Genomic DNA, 20,487 nt, shown 5'->3' with positions numbered 1-20,487 from the left:
AAGCCACAAAATAGGTGCATCAAGTAAATCTTCAAACAAATATACCGAATGGTATATTTTTGTATATTTGCATATAATTAAGCATTTAAATGTCGAAGGCAGAAAAAACAAAACAGCATATCATTGAGAAAACAGCTACTCTTTTTAATACGAAGGGTTATATTTCCACCTCATTATCCGACATTACTCAGGCCACCGGACTGACGAAAGGAAGTATCTATGGAAATTTTGAAAACAAAGATGAAGTAGCAATTGAAGTTTACAAATACAATTCCGGATTATTGAGCAAAACACTCAGTCGTTCTTTTGGTGAAGAGTATCCAACCTCACTGGATAAACTGCATGCTTTTGTAGATTTTTACCGGAAAAACTGGAAGTTTGTTTTTGCCAACGGCGGCTGTCCGTTAATGAATGCTGCAACTGAAGCTGATGATTCTTTTCCTGCTTTAAAAACTCAGGTTAAAAAATCTTTTGAACAATGGATGACAAAAATATCAAATGCCATTGCAGAAGGGCAAAGTAAAGGTGAAGTTGATAAAAAAGTCAATGCTGAGCAATTCGCATCTCTATTCATCATGCTTATTGAAGGCGGAATCCTGCTTTCAAAAACAATGGGTGACCAAAGTTTTCTAAACCACGCTTTAGACAAAGTCAGTCATATGATTGATCATGAACTCAATATTCTTCCATCATAAATTATACAATATGGAAACAAAAAAAGTGGCTATTGTAGGATACAACAGAATTCCTTTTGCCAGAATGAATACCGCTTATTCAGAGCAGGGTAATCAGGAGCTTCTTCTTGCTTCTCTCAACGGATTAATAGATCGTTATCATTTAAAAGGAAAACGGCTCGGAGAAGTTGCTGGCGGCGCAGTCATTAAACACATTTCTGAAAGTAACCTCATCAGGGAAACAGTGATGAATACCACACTTGATCCTGCAACTCCTGCCTGTGATCTTCAGCAGGCATGTGATACAGGAATTGAAGCAGCTATTTATATCGGAAATAAAATTGCATTGGGCCAGATAGAATCAGGGATTGCATGCGGTGTGGAAGCAATGAGCAACATCCCGTTTGAGTCTTCACCAAGATTAAGAAAAGCGCTTTTAAAAGCCAATAAAGAAAAGTCTGCTTTTGGAAAAATAAAACAGCTTTTAAGTCCGAAACTGAAAGACTGGATGCCTATTCCTTACAAAGGACAGGAGCCTAAAACAGGTCTGGTAATGGGTGAACACACAGAAATTACTGCCAAATACTACAATATTCCCAGAGAAGAACAGGATTTACTGGCTTTAAAAAGTCATCAGAATATGGCTAAAGCTTATGATGAAGGATTCTTTGATGATATGATTACTCCTGCATTTGGCTTAGATAAAGACAATAATCTGAGACGTGACAGCAGTATTGAAAAACTATCACAACTAAAACCTGCTTTTGATAAACAGAACGGAACGTTAACCGCAGGAAATTCTACCCCTTTTACGGACGGAGCTTCCGCAGTTTTGCTGGCCAGTGAAGAGTGGGTAAAAGCTAACAACCTTCCTGTTTTAGCTTATATCAGTTTTTCGGAACTGGCAGGAATAGAATATGTTGAAAATAAACAGGATCTTCTTCTTGCTCCTGTTTTTGCCGCAGAGAGAATGCTTAAAAAAGCAGGGATGAATCTTTCTGACTTTGATTATTATGAAATTCATGAAGCTTTTGCAGCACAGGTTTTAGCTACCATCAAAATCTGGGAAAATGAGGAGCTTGCGCAAAAATTCGGGCTGGAAAAAGCCCTCGGAAAAATAGACAGAAGTAAACTGAATGTAAAAGGAGGAAGCCTTGCCGCCGCCCATCCTTTTGCCGCAACAGGAGGAAGAATTATCGCAACACTGGCAAAACTTCTTCATGAAAAAGGCAGCGGAAAAGGATTTATATCCATCTGTGCAGCCCGTGGACAGGGAGTAACCATGATTTTAGAAAAGTAAAAATTAAATATGGATAGATTAGCACAATTACAGCAATTCATTGGAAAAGAATTCGATCAGTCACCATCCCCTTTTATGAAATGGCTGAATCCCATCGTTCTTTCGGCAGATGAGGGACAACTGTCATTTCAGTATACGGTAAGACCGGAATGGCTGAATCCCATAGGAAACCTGCATGGTGGAGTTACAGCCGCAATAGTAGACGACATCATTGGTGCCACCATGTTTTCTTTAAATGAAAATTCTTTCATTACCACCATAAATAATGTCATTGATTATTTTTCAACTGCAAAAGAAAATGATAATATTGTAGCCGAAACTAAAATCATTAAAAGAGGAAAGCAGTTTGTAAACGCTCAGTGCGAAATATGGAATGCAGATAAGACCCGCCTAATAGCGAGAGGAACCTCGAATTTATTCAAAATCAATAACTAAGTATGAAAAGAGTTGTCATTACAGGTCTTGGCGCAGTGACGCCTTTGGGAAATAATGTCGAAGAATTTTGGCAAAACAGCATCAATGGAGTGAGTGGAGCAAACAAAATCACCCATTTTGACACAGAAAAGTTTAAAGTACATTTTGCTTGTGAAGTTAAAAATTTTGATCCAAAAGTACATTTAACCCACAACGAAATTAAAAGAAGTGATTTATTTTCACAATATGCAATGTATTCCACAGCAGAAGCTTTAAAAGATTCAGGGCTTGAGCTGGAAAACATGGATCCATTTGACATTGGTGTGATCTGGGGAACAGGACAAGGCGGAATGTGGACTTTCGAAAGTGAGGTCATGAATTTTGCGGCTGGGGACGGAACTCCAAGATTCAATCCTTTCTTTGTACCGAAATTTATTGCTAACATGGCATCAGGAATGATTTCTATGAAATATGGTCTTCAGGGAATCAATTATACAACTGTTTCTGCATGTGCCACCGGAAATACGGCATTAATGGATGCCTTCAATTATATTCGACTAGGAAAAGCAAAAGTGATTGTAAGCGGTGGCTCTGAGGCTGCCATTTCTCCTGCCTCTATCGGAGGATTTTCTATTATGAAAGCCATGTCTACAAGAAATGATGATTTTGCAACAGCAAGCCGTCCTTATGATGCAGACAGAGATGGTTTTGTAATGGGTGAAGGTTCGGGAACTCTGATCCTGGAAGAATATGAGCACGCCAAAGCAAGAGGAGCAAAAATCTATGCAGAACTGGTAGGTGCAGCGATGACAGCAGATGCCTATCATATGACAGCACCTCATCCTGATGGTGTTGGAGCCATCAAAGCAATGCAGTTAGCTCTTAATGAAGCAGAAATCAATGTAGATAATATTGATTATATTAATCCACATGCTACGTCTACCCCACTGGGAGATCTGGTTGAACTGAACGGAATTAATAAATTATTTAAAGGAAGCAAAAACCTTGATATCAGTGCAACGAAATCAATGACTGGTCACCTGTTGGGTGCTGCCGGAGCAGTGGAAGCCATTCTTTCAATCAAGGCTATTCAGAATGGAATTATTCCTCCAACAATCAATCTTCACAGTATTGATGAGAATATTCCTCAGGATATCAATATCGTCTTTGGAGAAGCAAAGGAAAAAGATATTACGTATGCTTTAAGTAATGCTTTTGGATTTGGAGGCCATAATGCCACTTTAATTTTTAAGAAATTTTCTTAATTTTTAAAATGCATTTCTAGTGATTTTATATCTGAAATTTACTAATAGATTCTTGCTTAGTCCTAAGGACAAAATGTAGAAAGATCTTTAATAAAATATTTACAATCCCTGTGTTTTTTAAAGTACAGGGATTTTTTATGTATGAAAGTTTTTGTAAGTTAGTTCCCCTACAAAATATTTTATGAAGAAACTTTTCTATGCAGTGTTAATTCTCATTTCAAATTGTATTTATTCTCAGAATAATTTTGAAATTGATCTCCGTTCAGATTCATACATTAATGACAGTCTCATGTTGGGAGCTCCAATAACGAGAAAAGGATTTGGAGACCTTTATACATTCAAAATCCAGCCGAACAACAATATTTCTGATTTTGGAAAAAAGATGAGGATGGATCATTCCATTTATTATTTTAAAATTCAAAAGAAAAATATTGTCAATGGTTTTATAGAATACCCTCAGCCTGTAGCTTTTGGCTATATGGTAAAAAAGGGTGAAGCAGCCTATAGTACAAAAGTATTTTTCTTAGAAAAAGGAAAATATAAAATTGATTTACCCAAAGACATTCATAATGTAGAACTTAATATAGACTCCCCGACTAACAGAGAATATAAGATTTTACAAACATCACTGGAACCGTTTTATATAAAATCAAAAAGTCCTCACCAGCTTGACAGTTTGATCAATATGGACAAAAAACAGGAATTTTTAAGAGAATATATCAGGAGAAATCCAGATTCATATGTAGCATTATGGGAAATTGTGAATGATTATACTCTTAACGATTACCATCCTGCTTACTTGGAAAACTTGAATTTATTTTCTGCAAAATTTAAGCAAAGCAAATTATACAAAGGTGTTGAAGCTCGTTTAAAAGCAGAACAATCTACATCCATCGGACAAAAAATACCTGATATCTATTTTGACAAGCAGAATAAATTGACTTCTGAAGACTTTAAGAAATATAAATTAACCTTTATCGATTATTGGTCAACAACTTGTGCTCCCTGCATAAAAGGAATGCCAGAAATTGTGAATCTGTACAATGAATATAAAGGCCAAAATGTAAATTTTATTACCATTACAGACGAGCAAAAATCTAATAGAATGGAGGTTGCCAGGAATATTTTAAAGAAAAATAATGCGAATTGGGTTAATTTCTTTGATGTAAACAAAGACTTTCAAAAGAAAGTGAATGCTACAAGCTACCCTCTTCATTTTATCATCGATGAAAACGGAAAAATAATTGCCCGAATAAGCAATAGCATTGAGGAGGCAAGAACAATTATTAAAGAATATTTACAATAATTTCTTCAAAAGAAAAAAGCAGTCAAAAAAATGACTGCTTTTATTTTTATGCTTTCAACCATTCTGAGGAAGAAAGATAATTCTGATCGGGATAATAAATGAACAGACAGTTTTTTCCTTTAATCGTGTTGATTATAGACTGTGTCAGTTCTCTTGGGACGGCAGGGCATCCCCAGCTTCTTCCAATTCTTTTGTGCATCGCAGCAAATGCATCACTTACATAATCCGCACCATGCATTACAATTGCTCTTCTGTATGCAGCATCATTAAAGCCCTTATCCATTCCCAATAACTTCAGAGAGTATCCGTTATCACCCTGATAAGTTGCATCCGTGATATAAAATCCCAGACTACTCTGCAGCGAACTTTCCTTGTTAGAAAAATTCGTCGCAAATTCTTCGCCTGTATTTTTTCCGTGTGCTACTAATGAGTTGAACAGAACTTTTTTGTCTTCCAGGTCAATAATCCAAAGTCTTTTTGTATTAGAAGACATAGAAAAATCGCAGATCGTTAATAAATGCGAGTCTTGGGTAAGCAATCCTGCTTTTTTTAAATTTTCATAACCAGTTAATGCTTTTGAGAACACTTCATAGTTCAATTCATGTTCCGGATCAAAGGCAATAGATTGGTATAATGCTTCTGATGAAGATACTGCTGTTGTGCTCTTCTCAGATTTCGTTTCAGCTACTTTTTCAGTTTTCGTTGTTTTTACATTCTCACTTTTCGCCACCACTTTTGGGGAAATGTAGAATGAAGTCGTCACCATGTAAACAAGGCCTAATACACTATAAAATCCTTTCATTCAATACTATATAAATCCAAATTAGTGGGGCAAAATTATAAAAACATAATTACCAAAGGGTTATAACTCTAAAAAGTTTAACGCTATTTAAGAAACTTTAACGTCCTGATTTTGTGAATTAAAGTGGTTATTTTTGAGAATCCGGAACAAATTCCAGACTTATAGAATTCATACAATATCTCAATCCTGTAGGCTTCGGACCATCATCGAAAACGTGCCCCAGATGGGAATCGCATCTTTTGCAGAGCACTTCTACCCTGTCCATCCCATAAGACTGATCTCTCACATAATAGACTCCTTCTTTATCAGCTTCAAAAAAACTCGGCCATCCGCAACTGCTGGAAAATTTTGATGTAGAGCGAAACAAATGATTTCCACACACACCACAATAATACTCACCCACCTCATCAAATTCATTGTATTTTCCTGTAAAAGCTCTTTCTGTAGCTGCTTCTCTGGCAATGGCATAGAGATCAGGAGCCAGGAGTTTTTTCCATTCTTCATTGGAAACATTGAGTTTGGTAGTATCGGTTCTGGAATAGTATGGATTGTTTTTTGCTTCTGTATTTTCCATAGGAAGGGTTTTAATGGGTTCGTATTTCTGCGTGCATGCCTGCAGAATAATTAATATGATTATTGAAATTAAAAATTTCATGGTAAATTTTAATTCTTTAACCACGAATGGTTTCATAACCAAATTTAGTAAATTTGAGAATATGAATGACGAAGCAAAAAGAAAACAACTCAGAAAATATAAAGCATTTGCTACAGGATTATTTGTCCTGATGGCTGTTATTTTCATTGTTACCACTATTTTACAGAAGTCTAATAACTCTCATTGGATTGGCTATGTACGGGCTTTTGCTGAAGCGGCAATGGTGGGAGCACTTGCGGATTGGTTTGCGGTAACTGCATTGTTCCGTCATCCTCTCGGGCTTCCTATTCCTCATACCAACCTGATTGAAAACAGTAAACAGAGACTGGGAGACAACCTTGGAAGTTTTGTAGTGGGTAACTTCCTTTCCCCTCAGAATATACGTCCTTACATCCAAAAACTCAAAGTTTCCAATTTTGTCGGAGAATGGCTAGGGAAGGAAAAAAGTCAGGACATTTTGATTAAAAATCTTTCTGATATTGTTCTTGACATTCTTAATAAACTTGATGACTCTACGGTAAGCCAGTTTATCAGTAAAAAGGTTTCTGAAATGACAGATGATATTAAGCTTAATAAAGTGGTGGGAAACGGAATCGGTTATATACTGGAAAAAAATGACCATCAGAGAATTATCACCAATCTTTCGAAACAGATCAAGGATTACATCATTGAAAACGATGAAATGATTCAGGAGCGGGTAAAGAAAGGAAGCTATTCATTCATCCCATCTTTTATAGATACTAAAATTGCAGATAAAATTGCTGACGGGCTTTCTGATTTTTTCAAAGAAATAGAAGAAGATCCTCAACACGAAGTAAGAGGATTAATTACCCAGAAAATTCATGAATTCTCCGTTGATCTGAAAGAAGATCCAAAATGGGATGAAGAGTTTAAAACCATCAAAAACGGGCTTCTGAAAAATGACAAACTGGATGAATATTCCAATGACATCTGGGTCTCCATCAAAAAAACGCTGATGAAAGAACTTCAAGAGGAAAACTCGGCTTTGAAAAACTATCTTACTAAAAATTTGAATGAGTTTGCCCAGAATTTAAAAACCGATGAAAGCCTTCAGAATAAAATTGATCATTGGGTTCGGGTGACGGCTTATAAATATATTCTGAAAAACACCCATCAATTCGGAAACCTCATCAGTACTACTGTTGGAAACTGGCAGGGAAAAGAACTCAGTGAAAAGCTGGAACTGGAAGTAGGAAAAGATCTGCAGTTTATCAGAGTCAACGGAACACTGGTAGGTGGACTGGTAGGATTGATTATCTACACCATCGCACACTTCTTCATTTAAAAAAACTAAAATCCACGATAACTCAACCATGAAAAAAATTTTCAGTGTCTTCTTTTTCTTTTTCCTCACATTTTTTCTCGGTCAAAAAGTTGAATTAAAGAAAGTAACCGATTCTTCGCAGACTTTTACCGGAGAGATCAACGGAGTGCCTATTACCATAGAACTCAATTATACAGGCGTTGTAGACTGCAATCAGTATCAGCATTATGTGGATGGATGGTACTATTATGATAAATACAAAAAGAAAATCCCGCTTACCGGAATATATGACTATTATGGAAGTCTGTTGCTGTATAACTTTGGAACAAAACAAAAACAGAATTCGAAGCTTTTAAAAGAACAGATTACTTCTCTTCAGAAAGTAGAAAAGACTGATGAAATAGCTCAAAAATTAACACCCAATGAGTCTATTATATTTGATCAATCAACTCTTAAAAATAACCCAATTCCCGGACATTTTTATTTGGGCAAAAAATCCCAGTCTGCAAAATTATTTACAGGCAATACGATGATTTACCGTCTTAACAATTATCTGTTTTTACCGAATAATAAAAAGATCAATACCTATGATTTCATTAATAAAGCAGGCGGAAATGAACTGATCTCCTATTCTTCAGGGGAAAATGGAAACAGGGTTTTGCTTTATTTTGAGCAAATATCAAATTTTAATGCCTGTGGGCAATGTGGGGCAAGCAATGGAGAAAAAGGCTATAGAGTTATCTATTTCACAAAAGACTGGAACTATAAAAACTATGAGGAATTCCTGATTGAAAGCTGTTGGGAAAATATTTATGATGTTACCAAAACAAAATCCAAAGACAAACAAACGATTCAATATAAAATCAACAAGTCAGAAAGCACTCCTGCCCATACGCTTGCCGTAGATTTAAAAAATGCATCCGTTGTAAAATCAAAATAAAAAAGAGAGTCCAATGAACTCTCTTTTATTTTTATCTCGGTAATCTGCTTGCTCTTTTCAGAAGCTCCTGATTGATTTCATTGATCAGTTCCGGACCTTCATAAATAAATCCTGTGTACAACTGAACCAGTGTAGCTCCTGCATCTAACTTCTCCATCGCATCTTTAGCAGAGTGGATTCCTCCTACTCCAATGATTGGGAATGCTCTGTTGCTTTTATCAGCAAGATATTTGATCATTTTGGTACTTCTCTCACGGATAGGTTTCCCGCTTAATCCACCATTTCCTATCTGTTCTAAAACTTCAGGAGAAGCTTTCAGCCCTTCTCTGTTTACTGAAGTATTGGACACTACGATACCATCAATCTTTGTTTCTGCGATCAGTTCAATGATTTCATCCAATTGATTGTTATTCAAATCCGGTGCAATTTTAAGCAGTATAGGTTTCTGTACAGATTTTGACTGGTTTATTTTTTTCACTTCTGTAATCAGCTCTCTCAGATAGTCTACGTCTTCAAGCTTGGCGTGGCTTCCAACATTCGGGCAGCTTACATTCAGGACAAAGTAATCTACATGAGGATGAAGACCTTCAAAGCAGTCTAAGTAATCCTGGGTATAATTTTCCGGACTTGTGTCTGTATTTTTCCCGATGTTTCCTCCGATGATTATTTTCCCTTTATTGGATTTCAGTTTTTCAATAGCTGCTTCAAGACCATCATTGTTGAATCCCATTCTGTTGATGATTCCACCATCTTCAATAAGACGGAACAATCTTTTCTTGGGATTTCCGGCCTGAGCTCTTGGGGTAACCGTTCCAATTTCTACAAATCCAAAACCAAGATCTCCCAATTCGTTAAATAACACTGCATTTTTATCGAAACCGGCCGCCAGTCCTACAGGATTTTTAAATTTCAATCCGAAAACTTCTCTTTCCAGACGTTTGTCTTCAATAGGTTTGGGGAAAAATAATTTAGTAAGAAATCCAAAATTTTTAAGCATTGAAAATGTAAAATGATGAACTTCTTCAGGATCAAATTTGAAAAGGATCGGACGAATGAGCGATTTGTACATTGAAAAAAAGTTTTACAAAAATACTCATTTTAAAATTAATACTTGATTAACCTATGATATTTTATCAAAATGTCTGATCTATAGTATCTATAAGCTGGAAAACAACTATATATTCAACAATCAGTGGGATTTTTTAACGCTACGACCGCAAAGAAAGATGACCATCCTGAAAACATTTTGGTTCGCAAGGGCGTTTCACTAAGCGAAGTACACGCTATTAGTTTTTGCTGAACAAAGTGCCTTAACGTTCGAAAAGTAAACATTTAAATACATTCTTAGTGAACATTGCGTTAAAAAATATTTACAAATAACATTAAGAATAAGCACTCAGATCAAACTTCAGAATATCCCCTACTCTTTTGAACTCTTCATCAATAGTCGCATTTACGGTAATTCTTTCGTTAGAAACAGGATGATTAAAAATCAACTGATGGGCGTGAAGCGTCATTTTGCTGATCTCAAATGTTTGGAGCCACAGTTTATTTTGTTTATTGCAGCCGTGCTTTCTGCAACCTAAAATAGGATGGAGAATATGTTTAAAATGTTTTCTCAACTGATGAAATCTTCCTGTTTCAGGAATGGCTTCTACCAGACAATACCTTGAAGTCTGATGTTTTAAAAAAGGTAAATCTATTTCTGAAGTCTGCAAACGGCGATAGTTAGTAATGGCGTTTTGTTTAACCTCATTTTCATTAACTAAATCATAATCAATGGTTTCTTCTTCTTTTGTCCAGCCACGAAGAATGGCCAGATATTTTTTCTCCACTTCTCGTGATGCAAACTGTTCACTCATGATTCTAAGAGTATCTTTATCTAAAGTAAACAGCAGAACACCTGACGTTTTCCGGTCTAATCTATGTACTGGATACACTTTTTGCCCAATCTGCTTCTTCAATTCCTGAATAGCATAGGTATCAGCTTCTCCCGCATAGAAAGATTTATGAACCAGTAATCCGCTGGGCTTGTTAATGGCTATAATATGTTCGTCACGATAAAGAATTTCTAACATGATGCAAAAGTAGAGGTTTTTTGATTATTCCTCAAATATCAGATGTTCATTAAAAAATGGCAGCATTTGATTTTCAATTCTTCCGTTTTCCTTACTGACCTCACTGCCGTGCGTGCCTATATATTCTTCTGCTTCATGTTTTATTTTCAGCATTTCAAGATTTTTGCTCAAATTCATACAACTTATGGGAATGTGTTTTAACTCATCATTCCTACCCCAGTCAAATTTTATGGCTTTCAGTTTTTTAATGTTGTCGTAATGTGAAAAAATTAATTCAGAGGTAGAATTTTTTTTTAATTCCTGAACGACAGAAGCATTAACTTTCAAATCATTTCCTTCAAAAGAATAAGGAAAATCTGCATAGAATGGAGGTTTATTTTCGTTTCCGTTATAAGCTCTTGCAATGGCGAAAATAATATTAGTTCTTGCATGTTCTCGTTTTGAAAGATCGGTAATATCTTTAATACTGTTCATGTTTTTATACAAATCAATTTCATTGAGTGTAAAAAATTGGGCATCAATAATTCCGGGAGAAAGTGCATAAACAGAAGAAAAGACTTCAGGATGCAGAAAAGCATTCCGCAAAGCTCCATTTCCTCCCATTGAATGCCCGGTAATTCCCCGACTGTCTTTATCGGCAATGGTTCTGTAGTTCTTATCAATAAAATCTACCAGCTCAATGGATGTAAAATCTGACCAGTTTCCTGAAGATTTTGAATTGGTATAAAAGCTTCCTTTAAACACGGTGCTCTCATCCGGCATTACCATAATAACGGGTTTTATTTTTTTAGAGCTGACAGCCCGGTCAATAATATGATTCATCTTATCTCTGCTGACCAATAAACTGTCATTCCAGAAAAAGCCATGCAAAAAATAAATAACAGGATATCTTTTTGAAGATTTTTCATAATCCGGGGGAAGATAGACTGATACTCTGCGTCTGGGATTTTCACCCACTTTATTCTGTAAAGTTTTGGCTGTAATATAGGTTGTCACCACCTTTCCTTCAGGAATTTTTTGTGCCCATAAAAACTGAGCCAACAAGACAAACATTACCAATAGGAATCCTGATTTTTTCATTGTGATATTTTAGGTAAACCAAATGTCGGTAAATTGTCTCAAAACAAGATAATAATGAAAGATTTTTTATGCTGTTACTATTTAGCCCTGATTGTAACGGCATCCTTTTGCAACGCAAAAGATAGAGTGAAAAGCAGGTTCCCGGCTCCTTCATTACACTTCAAATAAAAGGGGTATATTAGTAAAAGGTTTTACTTTAATTTAAAAAAATGACAGACTATTTTGGTTTTTTTGTGAAATTAATTGTGATCGCTGTTGTTATAACGATTACTACAATTCTTTTTGTTCCCTTAAAAAAATACAGAATAACAAAGATATTACTGTTTATTATTGCCGGTATTTTATTTATCATTGGTGTGGGAGGATGCTTTTTGATGACCATCTCTAATGTAGGTTCTTACAGGTATTAATATTTTCCCAATAAAAAACATTATTTTTGCATATCAGACGTTAAAAAATTATGGCAAAGCAAGAAGATGTTTTCAAGAAAGTGATTTCTCACGCTAAAGAATATGGTTTTATTTTCCCATCGAGTGAGATCTATGATGGTTTATCCGCTGTTTATGATTATGGACAGAACGGTGCCGAACTTAAAAATAATATCAAACAATATTGGTGGAAAGCTATGGTACAGCTTAACGAAAATATTGTCGGCATTGATTCAGCGATCCTTATGCATCCAACAACATGGAAAGCATCAGGCCACGTAGACGCTTTCAACGATCCATTGATTGATAATAAAGATTCTAAGAAACGTTTCAGAGCAGACGTTTTGGTGGAAGATTATTGTGCTAAAATTGAAGATAAAGAGAATAAAGAAATCGAAAAGGCAGCGAAAAGATTCGGTGAGGCTTTCGATAAAGATCAGTTTGTTGCTACGAATCCAAAAATTCTGGAATACAGAGCAAAAAGAGAAGCAATTCTTTCAAGACTGGCTAAATCTCTGGAAAATGAAGACCTTGCTGATGTAAAAGCTTTGATTGAAGAGCTTGAAATTGCAGATCCTGATACAGGTTCTAAAAACTGGACAGAAGTAAGACAGTTCAACCTGATGTTCGGAACAAAGCTGGGAGCTTCTGCAGACAGTGCAATGGATCTTTATCTGAGACCTGAAACAGCTCAGGGTATCTTCGTTAACTTCCTGAATGTACAGAAAACTTCACGTCATAAACTTCCTTTCGGTATTGCACAGATTGGTAAAGCCTTCAGAAACGAGATTGTTGCAAGACAGTTTATTTTCAGAATGCGTGAATTCGAACAGATGGAAATGCAGTTTTTTGTTGCTCCGGGTACAGAACTTGAATTCTACGAGCAGTGGAAACAGAAACGTCTGAACTGGCACAGAGCTTTAGGTTTGGGTAATGAGAACTACAGATTCCATGATCATGAAAAGCTTGCTCACTATGCGAATGCTGCCGCTGATATTGAGTTTAACTTCCCATTCGGATTTAAAGAACTGGAAGGGATTCACTCAAGAACGGATTTCGACTTAAAAGCACATGAAGAATTCTCCGGAAGAAAACTTCAGTTCTTTGATCCTGAGAGAAACGAAAATTATGTTCCTTATGTAGTGGAAACTTCTGTAGGTTTAGACCGATTATTCCTTTCCATATTCTCTCATTGTTTAAAAGACGAAACATTAGAAGACGGTTCAGAAAGAACAGTTTTATCGTTACCTCCGGCATTGGCACCAATTAAAGCTGCTATTCTTCCATTGATGAAGAGAGACGGTTTAGCAGAATATGCAGAAAAGATCTTCAATGACCTGAAATATGATTTCAACTTATTCTACGAAGAGAAAGATGCAATCGGAAAACGTTACAGAAGACAGGATGCCATTGGTACTCCATACTGTATCACTATAGATCACGACTCTTTAGTTGATCACACGGTAACCATCAGAGACAGAGACACAATGCAGCAGGAAAGAGTTCCTGTTTCAGAGTTGAGAAGAATCATTGATGAGAAAACAAACTTCAGAAATTTACTTTCTCAATTATAATAAAAAGCCCTGTTTTTCAGGGCTTTTTTATTTTTAGGACATTCCGGATCAACATACCATAAAAATGATTATTTTTAGCGGACTAAAAACTAAACTAATAATAACCATGAAAAAACTGATGTTTTCATCACTTGCTGTGGCATTGCTCTCAAGTTGTGTGTCTAATGATAATCCGGCCGACCACAGAGACAACAGCAATAATTCTCAGAACAATAATAACGGTCCTTTTCATCTCTTAAAAAAAGCAACGGACGTCAATCCGGGAGGTCAGCCCTATGTGGTTGAATTCAAATACAATGGCGATAAACTTGCAGAAACTTATAATGCACTGGATGATGATAGAGTTGTTTATACTTACAGTGGAGATTATATTGCTAAAACAGAAGAATTTATTGGTGGTGCTCTGGTTCTTATGAGAGAATTCACCTATTCTAATGGAAGGCTTTCAACGGAAAAGATAACTGATAAAGAGCAGGGAACCCTTACCTATACCAAAATCTATCAGTATCTCAGTGATACCCATGTTCAGTTTGATGAGTATAAAAGCGGAACTTATAATCCTGCGACAGGAACATATTCCAATCTTGTATTTGCACAGGTGGATGTTAATTTAACCAATGCCGGAAATGTGGCTTCAGCCAAATATACTTATAACGGAGTTACCTACAATATCACCAATACTTATGACACCTTCAATAGTCCGATGAAAGGTATAAAAGGTTTTGTTAAGATCAATTTATTTGATGTAAGTGATGGCCAAATAGGCTATAATAATTTATTGAATCAAACCGAGAGTTATTCCGGTTCATCCAATGGAACGAACAAAATCACTGCCGTTTACACGCTTAACGGAGATAACTATCCTACCAAAGCTGTTACTACTTATGAAAGTTCAGGTTATGGAACAAGTACTCATAACTGGCTTTACGAATACTATTAATTATTTTATATTTTAGATAGCAAGTCCTGGAATTATTTTCAGGGCTTTTTTATTTTTCGCAACATATGGGTTAATTTATTACTTTTATCCCTCAAATTTTAACCATGAAAAAAATAACGCTGATGATGTTTGGGCTCATCCAGACATTTGCATTTTCTCAAACTCAGGACCTCACGACACTCGCTGCCGGCGATCACGTGGGAATGAATGCTCTATTCGATGATAAAGACAATCTTTACGGCTACGTTTCTCTATATTCTTACGGTAAATCCAGTGACAAGACCAAGAAGTTTGAATATGTCATCCTTGACAAAAACCTCAACCCTGTTGCCAATAAAGAGTTTGAAGGAGATATAACAGCTGCTTCTTATTTGGGATATGTAGATTTTAAAGGACAGATTATTTTAAAACCTTCCATGATGGACTATTCCCTGGTAAAAACCAGAGAAGTATTTACTCCCGTTTCTATGGTGATAGATCCTAAAACCAACTCTATTACCAGAAAAATATATTACGACTACCTGGAAAATGGTACTTTCAAAGAAATCAACGAACCGAAGAGCTGGAAAGAACAACGTAAGGAAAACCGTGATGAGAAAAAAGAGAAAGGCTACAACTATGTTTCTGCGGTAGGTGAGCTGAAAGAAGGTGGTTATTTTGCTGTTGAATACAAAGATTATGGTAAGTACGAAAACAGCAACAGCCTCATGAGATTTGATGACAACAAAAAGGAAATCTGGAGATACAAATACAACACGGACGGAAGTAAAAAACTGTACACCACTTTATCCGTTCTGGAAAGAGACGAAAATTATATGTACTGTATTCTGAAGAAAGTGAATGACAAGCAGAAGACATTCAATCTCATGGTTCTTGACATGAAAACCGGAAAAGAAACATCCAACAAACCGATTACCGGATTATCTGATGATACAATAGACAATATTGAATCCTTCTACTCCAACTACAGAAAACTTGATAATGATAAAACGTTTGATGATAAAGTAGTTCTGCTGGGAAGAAACTATGATGATTCAGAATCAGTAGGATTTGCAAGAATGATCCTCAACAAATCTGATTTTTCGGTAGATATGAAAGCAATCAATTATGAACCCAATATTTCTGCTTTTCTTCCAAAGGTCGACAAATATGGAATGGTAGAAAGCGGTTATATGCTTCAGACCAAAGATATGTACTTTATGAACGATGGAAGTGTGGGTATTTTATCCGAAAAATATAAACCGGCAGGGCAATACAACGCTCCGAAAACCACCGACCTTGTGTATATCTACACGGATAAAGATTTCAAAGTGAAAAATGTTCAGGTTTTTGAAAAGGAAAAATCAAAATGGGTCAACAGTGATTATCTCTTCTCACAATACCTCAACGGTGGAAAAGATGTAGTATTTTTCTACCGCGACTATCAAAAAGACGAAGTTACCAGGCAGAAAAGATGGAATTTGTTTATCAATACCATTATTGATGGAAAATTCAAACAGGAGATTATTCCAATTTCTGAAAAAGACAATTATGCAGTAACGCCATACGTTGGAAAAGAAGGCTACATCCTGCTTCGTGAGTATAATGAAAAAGAAAAGTTTAATAAGATCCGTCTGGAAAAATTAAATTATTAATACAAAAAGAACCCTGACTAAACATCAGGGTTTTTCTTTGACTTTTGAATACAGACTAACGATATTTTGTTTACTCTAAATTCTTTTATTTAGAATTCGGTTTTAATTTTATCTAAATAGGTATAATCTTCTTTAACCTTTGCTAGATAAGGATCTCTTCCTTCTGGCCTGTTCAGAAAATTTGAGTGGAAAACCTCCGTTTTTGAGTTTGAAACAATTTGAGTTGCAAGCGTTTTCGATAACGGTGCATATTCCGTAGAATTCAAGGTTAATAATGTGTTATACAGCAGGCAATATCCGGGATACTTTGTATTGACCAATTCCTGAGCATATTGTGCTATTAATTTAGCTTGGTCTGCGGTGGGTGCAGTATTTTGAATACCTAGTAAATCTTTTTTCGCCAATAATATATAAATCAGATATTGTTTTGAAGCAGTACTTAAGTCTGTACTATAAAGCGCATTGAGGGTTTTCCAATCAACTTTGGGATCATTCATCTTATGGGCCAGATCATTTTCAACATTGAAAACCATAAAGTCGGTATGAGCATCAAGATAGGGTAATTGCTGTGTATACTCTTTTCCGGCTGTCTTTCCAGATGAATTATTGTTATTTAAAATGGATGATTTGGACACTTCTTTATCATTTATATTTTCTGTCGTACCTTCTTCTTTAGAACAACTTGTTACAATTGAAGATAAAACTATGGTAGTTAAAATGAATTTTTTCATGGTATTTTACTTTATTATTAAAAATTTAAATTCTTTATTTCACGGAAATCAATTACGTCAGTATTTACAATAGGGTTTGAACGCCGATCTTTTGGAATATTCCATTTATGTCGATGCCATAATCACCGGAAAACACGTAATAGCTTGATGTATTTAGGATGTAACACCTAAAACTGTAATTAGTTTTTTAATCTGCTTAATCAATCTATTTTAGCGAAGGTCCCATTCGCCTGATAAAAGTCTGCTATATTCTTTATTTCATCAAGACTTAAGTTCCACATAAAGTTCAGAAACTGCTGATAGCTTTCACTTTGATTTTTGGGCTCTATACGATCCAGATATCGGTTCAGATTATAGTTTTTTCTTGCTTCATATATTTTGGAAAAACATCTTCCCAGCCAGCTTTTATAATATTTTTCTTCCTCTTCATCCTGCAAAAACTGCATGGCAGCATAAATCCCCAGTCCATAATCTTCAGAATGAAAATAATTGGGTAAAATCTCCATCCTCGCCGTTTTTCTTAATGTTAAAAACAGATCTGAGGGTTTTTCCGCACTAACAGGAGTTTTAAGCTCTGCAAAAGTCTTTTTAAGCACTTCTAGTCTTCTGGAAACTTCAGGGTGAGAAGCAAGAGAATCTTTATTCAGCTTTTCTTTATAGAAATTATAATTATACAGAGAGAAATCTTCCTTCTTCATCCATTTTTCATTAAATGCCTGCCTGGGAAGGTTAAAAAGTTTTTTATACGTTTCTACCTTCAATTCTCTTGGTGAAATGGTATCAAAATCCTGTAATCTCTGAAGAGCGTTGATAAATTCTGCTTTCTTGAAATCACTGTTTTTAAAGATGACATACCCGAGAGAATCAGCCTGCATTTCGCTTTGTCTTCTTTCTACTCCTTTCTTGTAGGCTGTATTTTTAAAAATATCGAAAGCCTTTTGATTCTGGCTCTGGCTTCTGCTTGTTGTAGTAGATTTTATATTCTGCACCACCACTTTATCCTGTTTATCCTGTTCGATAATTTTCAAAAAAGTCTTCAGGGAATGTTCCTCTATTTTATGTCCCAGCTCATGGGCAATCACCGCAGCAATCTGTTCCTCATTATTCAGCCAGCTGTAAAGCCCCATGTTGATCACAAAGGTTCCATCGGCAAGACAATAGGCATTGGGCGTGTTGTCTTTTGCAATCAGAATTTTCAGGTCCTGAGGAATTGTAGGATTATTCTTTTTAAGACGTTGAATCATAGACTGTATACTGGTTTCAAATTCAGATTTAAAGATAAAATCCTTATTCTTCACCTGCTTTTCAAAGTCAGTTCCGAATTCTTTATAAATTTTGGATAATTCAGAACCTGTTTTCCCGGAATATTGAGACTTTAATCTCTTTACAGTTGCTTCATTATTTCCTTCAAAACTCTTTAAAAATGCTTTTCTCTGTATATAATCCGCGGTATCTATTGGTTTATAAATCTGGGCTATTCCCATGATTGAAAATAGGAGGCACCCCAATACAAAAAGTTTTCTGGTCATAGTTTTCTTCAATAAGAACAAAATTAACTTATTTGCTGATTCATTTTAAATTTTATAACCAAATTATTTTAAATTTGTTAAAGACCCATTCAGGAAAAAATGAGAATACTAAAGTATATGATAGGTGGAGCTGTAGCAGGTGCAGCAGCAGCTTATTTTTTTGGATATGATTATTTATTTAGTGGTATTTCCAAAACCTACCTTAAAGGAAAGTCAAGTGCATACATTGACGATGGAGATCTTTTCCCAAGCAACCCTATTGCGACGGAAGAGCCCAGGCTCTGGGAAGAGGATGCTGAGTATAACAAAAAAGGCTTACCTAAATATTTAGTTGATAATTTAAAATACTCCAGAACAGCAGCTTTAGTCGTGATAAGGAACGGGAAAATTCTTCACGAACAATATTGGGATGGCTACAATCAGCTTTCGCAGACTAATTCTTTTTCAATGGCAAAAGCAGTGACTGTAATGCTTTTAGGGAAAGCACTGGAAGAAGGGATTATCCCATCCATTGATGAAAAGCTTTCTGACTTTTATCCTGAATTTAAAAATAAAACATTTGGAAATCAGGTTACCCTTAAAAATTTAGCCCAAATGGAAGCCGGATTAGACTGGGATGAAAATTACAACAATCCATTTCTTCCCAATGCTAAAGCCTATTATGGAAAAAGTCTTGTAAAAGCTGTATTCACAAGAAAATTCAAAGAAGAACCAGGAGTCAGATTTGAATATCAAAGCGGTTCTACACAACTTCTTGGTTTCGCCCTGCGTAAGGCTCTTGATAAACCATTGGCAACTTATTTATCAGAAAAGTTCTGGACTCCTCTGGGAATGGAACAGAATGCTAAATGGACTACAGATGATCATGGAATGGAAAAAACCTATTGCTGTATCCATTCCAATGCAAGAGATTTTGCCAAGCTGGGACAGTTATTTCTGGATGACGGAAAAGCCGGAGACCAACAGATCCTCAATGCAGACTTCGTTGAACAGATGAGAACTCCTACAGAAAAGTCTGAAAACATTTATGGAATGGGACTTTGGATTAATCACGATAACCCTATCAAACATTATTATTTCCTGGGATTACAGGGTCAATATATCATTATGGTTCCGGAGCACAATATAGTTATTGTAAAAACCGGAAGTTATTCCAACAACCCTAAAAATGACAGAGGAAGACCCGATCAGGTGAAATTCCTTGTTAATGAAATTGTACAATTATTCCAATAAATACGATGGAGAAATACAGCCCGAAAATTGACGCATATATTGAAAAATCACAGGATTTTGCAAAACCTATCCTGCATTACATCCGTGAAACCGTTCACGAATGCTGCCCTGATGCCGAAGAAACCATGAAGTGGAGCTTTCCCCATTTTATCTATAAAGGGAAAAATCTTTGTGCTATGGCTTCTTTCAAACAGCACTGTACTTTTGGATTCTGGCTGGAAAAGGAAATGAAAACCATGCAGGAGATCACTCAGGATATTGAGAAAAACTCGATGTTCAGTTTAGGAAAAATTACGCAGGTCGGAGATCTTCCCTCTAAACCTCAGCTGAAAAAAGCAATTACAGAGGCTATGGAGCTTACGGATATGGGCGTTACCATGAAAAAAGCAGCACCCTCCAAAACAGAAATGGAAATTCCTGATTATTTTCAGTCTGCTTTAAATGCCCAGCCAAAAGCAAAAGATTTTTTTGAAAAAGCTTCGCCCTCTTTCAGAAAAGAGTATATTGCATGGGTTTCCGAGGCTAAAACAGAAGCTACCAGAAACAAGAGACTGGAACAGTCTTTGGAATGGATTGCTGAAGGTAAAAGCCGCAACTGGAAGTACCAGAAAAAATAAAA

Annotated in this window: 20 protein-coding genes; 13 read left to right on the top strand and 7 right to left on the bottom strand. The window is 35.9% G+C overall.

Annotated features, from left to right (window positions below; all coding sequences use genetic code 11):
* Positions 1-89 precede the first annotated feature (89 nt).
* From BUE84_RS00505 to BUE84_RS00485, 5 genes are all read left to right on the top strand, one after another.
* Positions 90-695 carry a TetR/AcrR family transcriptional regulator gene (locus tag BUE84_RS00505; RefSeq protein WP_079240073.1) on the top strand — a complete coding sequence of 202 codons (606 nt, stop codon included), beginning with the start codon at positions 90-92 and terminating at the stop codon, positions 693-695.
* Positions 696-705: 10 nt separating this feature from the next.
* Positions 706-1,974, top strand: a complete 1,269-nt coding sequence (locus tag BUE84_RS00500; RefSeq protein WP_079243824.1) for an acetyl-CoA C-acetyltransferase — start codon at positions 706-708, stop codon at positions 1,972-1,974.
* 9 nt (positions 1,975-1,983) lie between these two features.
* Entirely contained in the window at positions 1,984-2,409 is a 426-nt protein-coding gene (locus BUE84_RS00495) for a PaaI family thioesterase (protein ID WP_079240072.1), read from the top strand.
* Positions 2,410-2,411: 2 nt separating this feature from the next.
* Positions 2,412-3,653, top strand: a complete 1,242-nt coding sequence (gene fabF, locus BUE84_RS00490) for a beta-ketoacyl-ACP synthase II (protein ID WP_079240071.1) — start codon at positions 2,412-2,414, stop codon at positions 3,651-3,653.
* A 181-nt stretch (positions 3,654-3,834) separates the two neighbouring features.
* Complete coding sequence (locus tag BUE84_RS00485; RefSeq protein WP_079240070.1) at positions 3,835-4,959, top strand: TlpA family protein disulfide reductase; 1,125 nt, start codon at positions 3,835-3,837, stop codon at positions 4,957-4,959.
* Between the two features lie 46 nt (positions 4,960-5,005).
* Here the strand turns inward: BUE84_RS00485 and BUE84_RS00480 are convergent, their stop codons facing one another.
* Positions 5,006-5,761, bottom strand: a complete 756-nt coding sequence (locus BUE84_RS00480) for a murein L,D-transpeptidase catalytic domain family protein (RefSeq protein WP_079240069.1) — start codon at positions 5,759-5,761, stop codon at positions 5,006-5,008.
* Between the two features lie 127 nt (positions 5,762-5,888).
* Entirely contained in the window at positions 5,889-6,416 is a 528-nt protein-coding gene (msrB, locus tag BUE84_RS00475) for a peptide-methionine (R)-S-oxide reductase MsrB (protein ID WP_079240068.1), read from the bottom strand.
* A 61-nt stretch (positions 6,417-6,477) separates the two neighbouring features.
* Between msrB and BUE84_RS00470 the strand changes: the two genes are divergently transcribed.
* Both BUE84_RS00470 and BUE84_RS00465 read left to right on the top strand, forming a co-directional pair.
* The gene (locus BUE84_RS00470) at positions 6,478-7,722 is read left to right on the top strand and encodes a DUF445 domain-containing protein (protein WP_079243823.1); all 1,245 of its coding nucleotides are present in this window, start codon (positions 6,478-6,480) and stop codon (positions 7,720-7,722) included.
* 28 nt (positions 7,723-7,750) lie between these two features.
* Positions 7,751-8,641, top strand: coding sequence for a hypothetical protein (locus BUE84_RS00465; RefSeq protein ID WP_079240067.1), 891 nt, complete (start codon positions 7,751-7,753; stop codon positions 8,639-8,641).
* Positions 8,642-8,672: 31 nt separating this feature from the next.
* Here the strand turns inward: BUE84_RS00465 and BUE84_RS00460 are convergent, their stop codons facing one another.
* The 3 genes from BUE84_RS00460 to BUE84_RS00450 all read right to left on the bottom strand — a co-directional run bounded on the left by BUE84_RS00460 (position 8,673) and on the right by BUE84_RS00450 (position 11,799).
* Positions 8,673-9,710 (bottom strand): quinone-dependent dihydroorotate dehydrogenase, encoded by a 1,038-nt coding sequence (locus BUE84_RS00460; RefSeq protein ID WP_079240066.1) that lies wholly within the window; start codon positions 9,708-9,710, stop codon positions 8,673-8,675.
* Between the two features lie 313 nt (positions 9,711-10,023).
* Positions 10,024-10,719, bottom strand: a complete 696-nt coding sequence (locus BUE84_RS00455; protein WP_079240065.1) for a pseudouridine synthase — start codon at positions 10,717-10,719, stop codon at positions 10,024-10,026.
* A 24-nt stretch (positions 10,720-10,743) separates the two neighbouring features.
* Positions 10,744-11,799 (bottom strand): alpha/beta hydrolase, encoded by a 1,056-nt coding sequence (locus BUE84_RS00450; RefSeq protein ID WP_202971505.1) that lies wholly within the window; start codon positions 11,797-11,799, stop codon positions 10,744-10,746.
* A gap of 209 nt (positions 11,800-12,008) precedes the next feature.
* On the opposite strand from BUE84_RS00450, the gene BUE84_RS00445 reads away from it, so the two are divergent.
* The 4 genes from BUE84_RS00445 to BUE84_RS00430 all read left to right on the top strand — a co-directional run bounded on the left by BUE84_RS00445 (position 12,009) and on the right by BUE84_RS00430 (position 16,375).
* Positions 12,009-12,209 (top strand): hypothetical protein, encoded by a 201-nt coding sequence (locus BUE84_RS00445; protein WP_079240064.1) that lies wholly within the window; start codon positions 12,009-12,011, stop codon positions 12,207-12,209.
* A gap of 50 nt (positions 12,210-12,259) precedes the next feature.
* Positions 12,260-13,801, top strand: a complete 1,542-nt coding sequence (locus BUE84_RS00440; protein WP_079240063.1) for a glycine--tRNA ligase — start codon at positions 12,260-12,262, stop codon at positions 13,799-13,801.
* 106 nt (positions 13,802-13,907) lie between these two features.
* Positions 13,908-14,741, top strand: a complete 834-nt coding sequence (locus tag BUE84_RS00435) for a hypothetical protein (protein WP_079240062.1) — start codon at positions 13,908-13,910, stop codon at positions 14,739-14,741.
* Positions 14,742-14,845: 104 nt separating this feature from the next.
* Entirely contained in the window at positions 14,846-16,375 is a 1,530-nt protein-coding gene (locus BUE84_RS00430; protein WP_079240061.1) for a hypothetical protein, read from the top strand.
* 89 nt (positions 16,376-16,464) lie between these two features.
* Here BUE84_RS00430 and BUE84_RS00425 read toward each other — a convergent pair whose 3' ends face one another.
* Together BUE84_RS00425 and BUE84_RS00420 are read right to left on the bottom strand one after the other, a co-directional pair.
* Entirely contained in the window at positions 16,465-17,106 is a 642-nt protein-coding gene (locus tag BUE84_RS00425; protein ID WP_079240060.1) for a hypothetical protein, read from the bottom strand.
* Positions 17,107-17,306: 200 nt separating this feature from the next.
* The gene (locus BUE84_RS00420; protein ID WP_079240059.1) at positions 17,307-18,635 is read right to left on the bottom strand and encodes a M48 family metalloprotease; all 1,329 of its coding nucleotides are present in this window, start codon (positions 18,633-18,635) and stop codon (positions 17,307-17,309) included.
* A 99-nt stretch (positions 18,636-18,734) separates the two neighbouring features.
* On the opposite strand from BUE84_RS00420, the gene BUE84_RS00415 reads away from it, so the two are divergent.
* Positions 18,735-19,868, top strand: coding sequence for a serine hydrolase domain-containing protein (locus tag BUE84_RS00415; RefSeq protein WP_079240058.1), 1,134 nt, complete (start codon positions 18,735-18,737; stop codon positions 19,866-19,868).
* 5 nt (positions 19,869-19,873) lie between these two features.
* On the top strand, positions 19,874-20,485 hold the full coding sequence (locus BUE84_RS00410) for a YdeI/OmpD-associated family protein (protein ID WP_079240057.1): 612 nt from the start codon (positions 19,874-19,876) through the stop codon (positions 20,483-20,485).
* The last annotated feature ends 2 nt before the right edge of the window (positions 20,486-20,487 follow it).

It is taken from the genome of Chryseobacterium indologenes, from assembly GCF_002025665.1.
GTDB lineage: Bacteria > Bacteroidota > Bacteroidia > Flavobacteriales > Weeksellaceae > Chryseobacterium > Chryseobacterium metallicongregator.
Note: the sequence above shows the minus strand (reverse complement) of the source record. Positions and strands in the feature narration are given on the sequence as shown.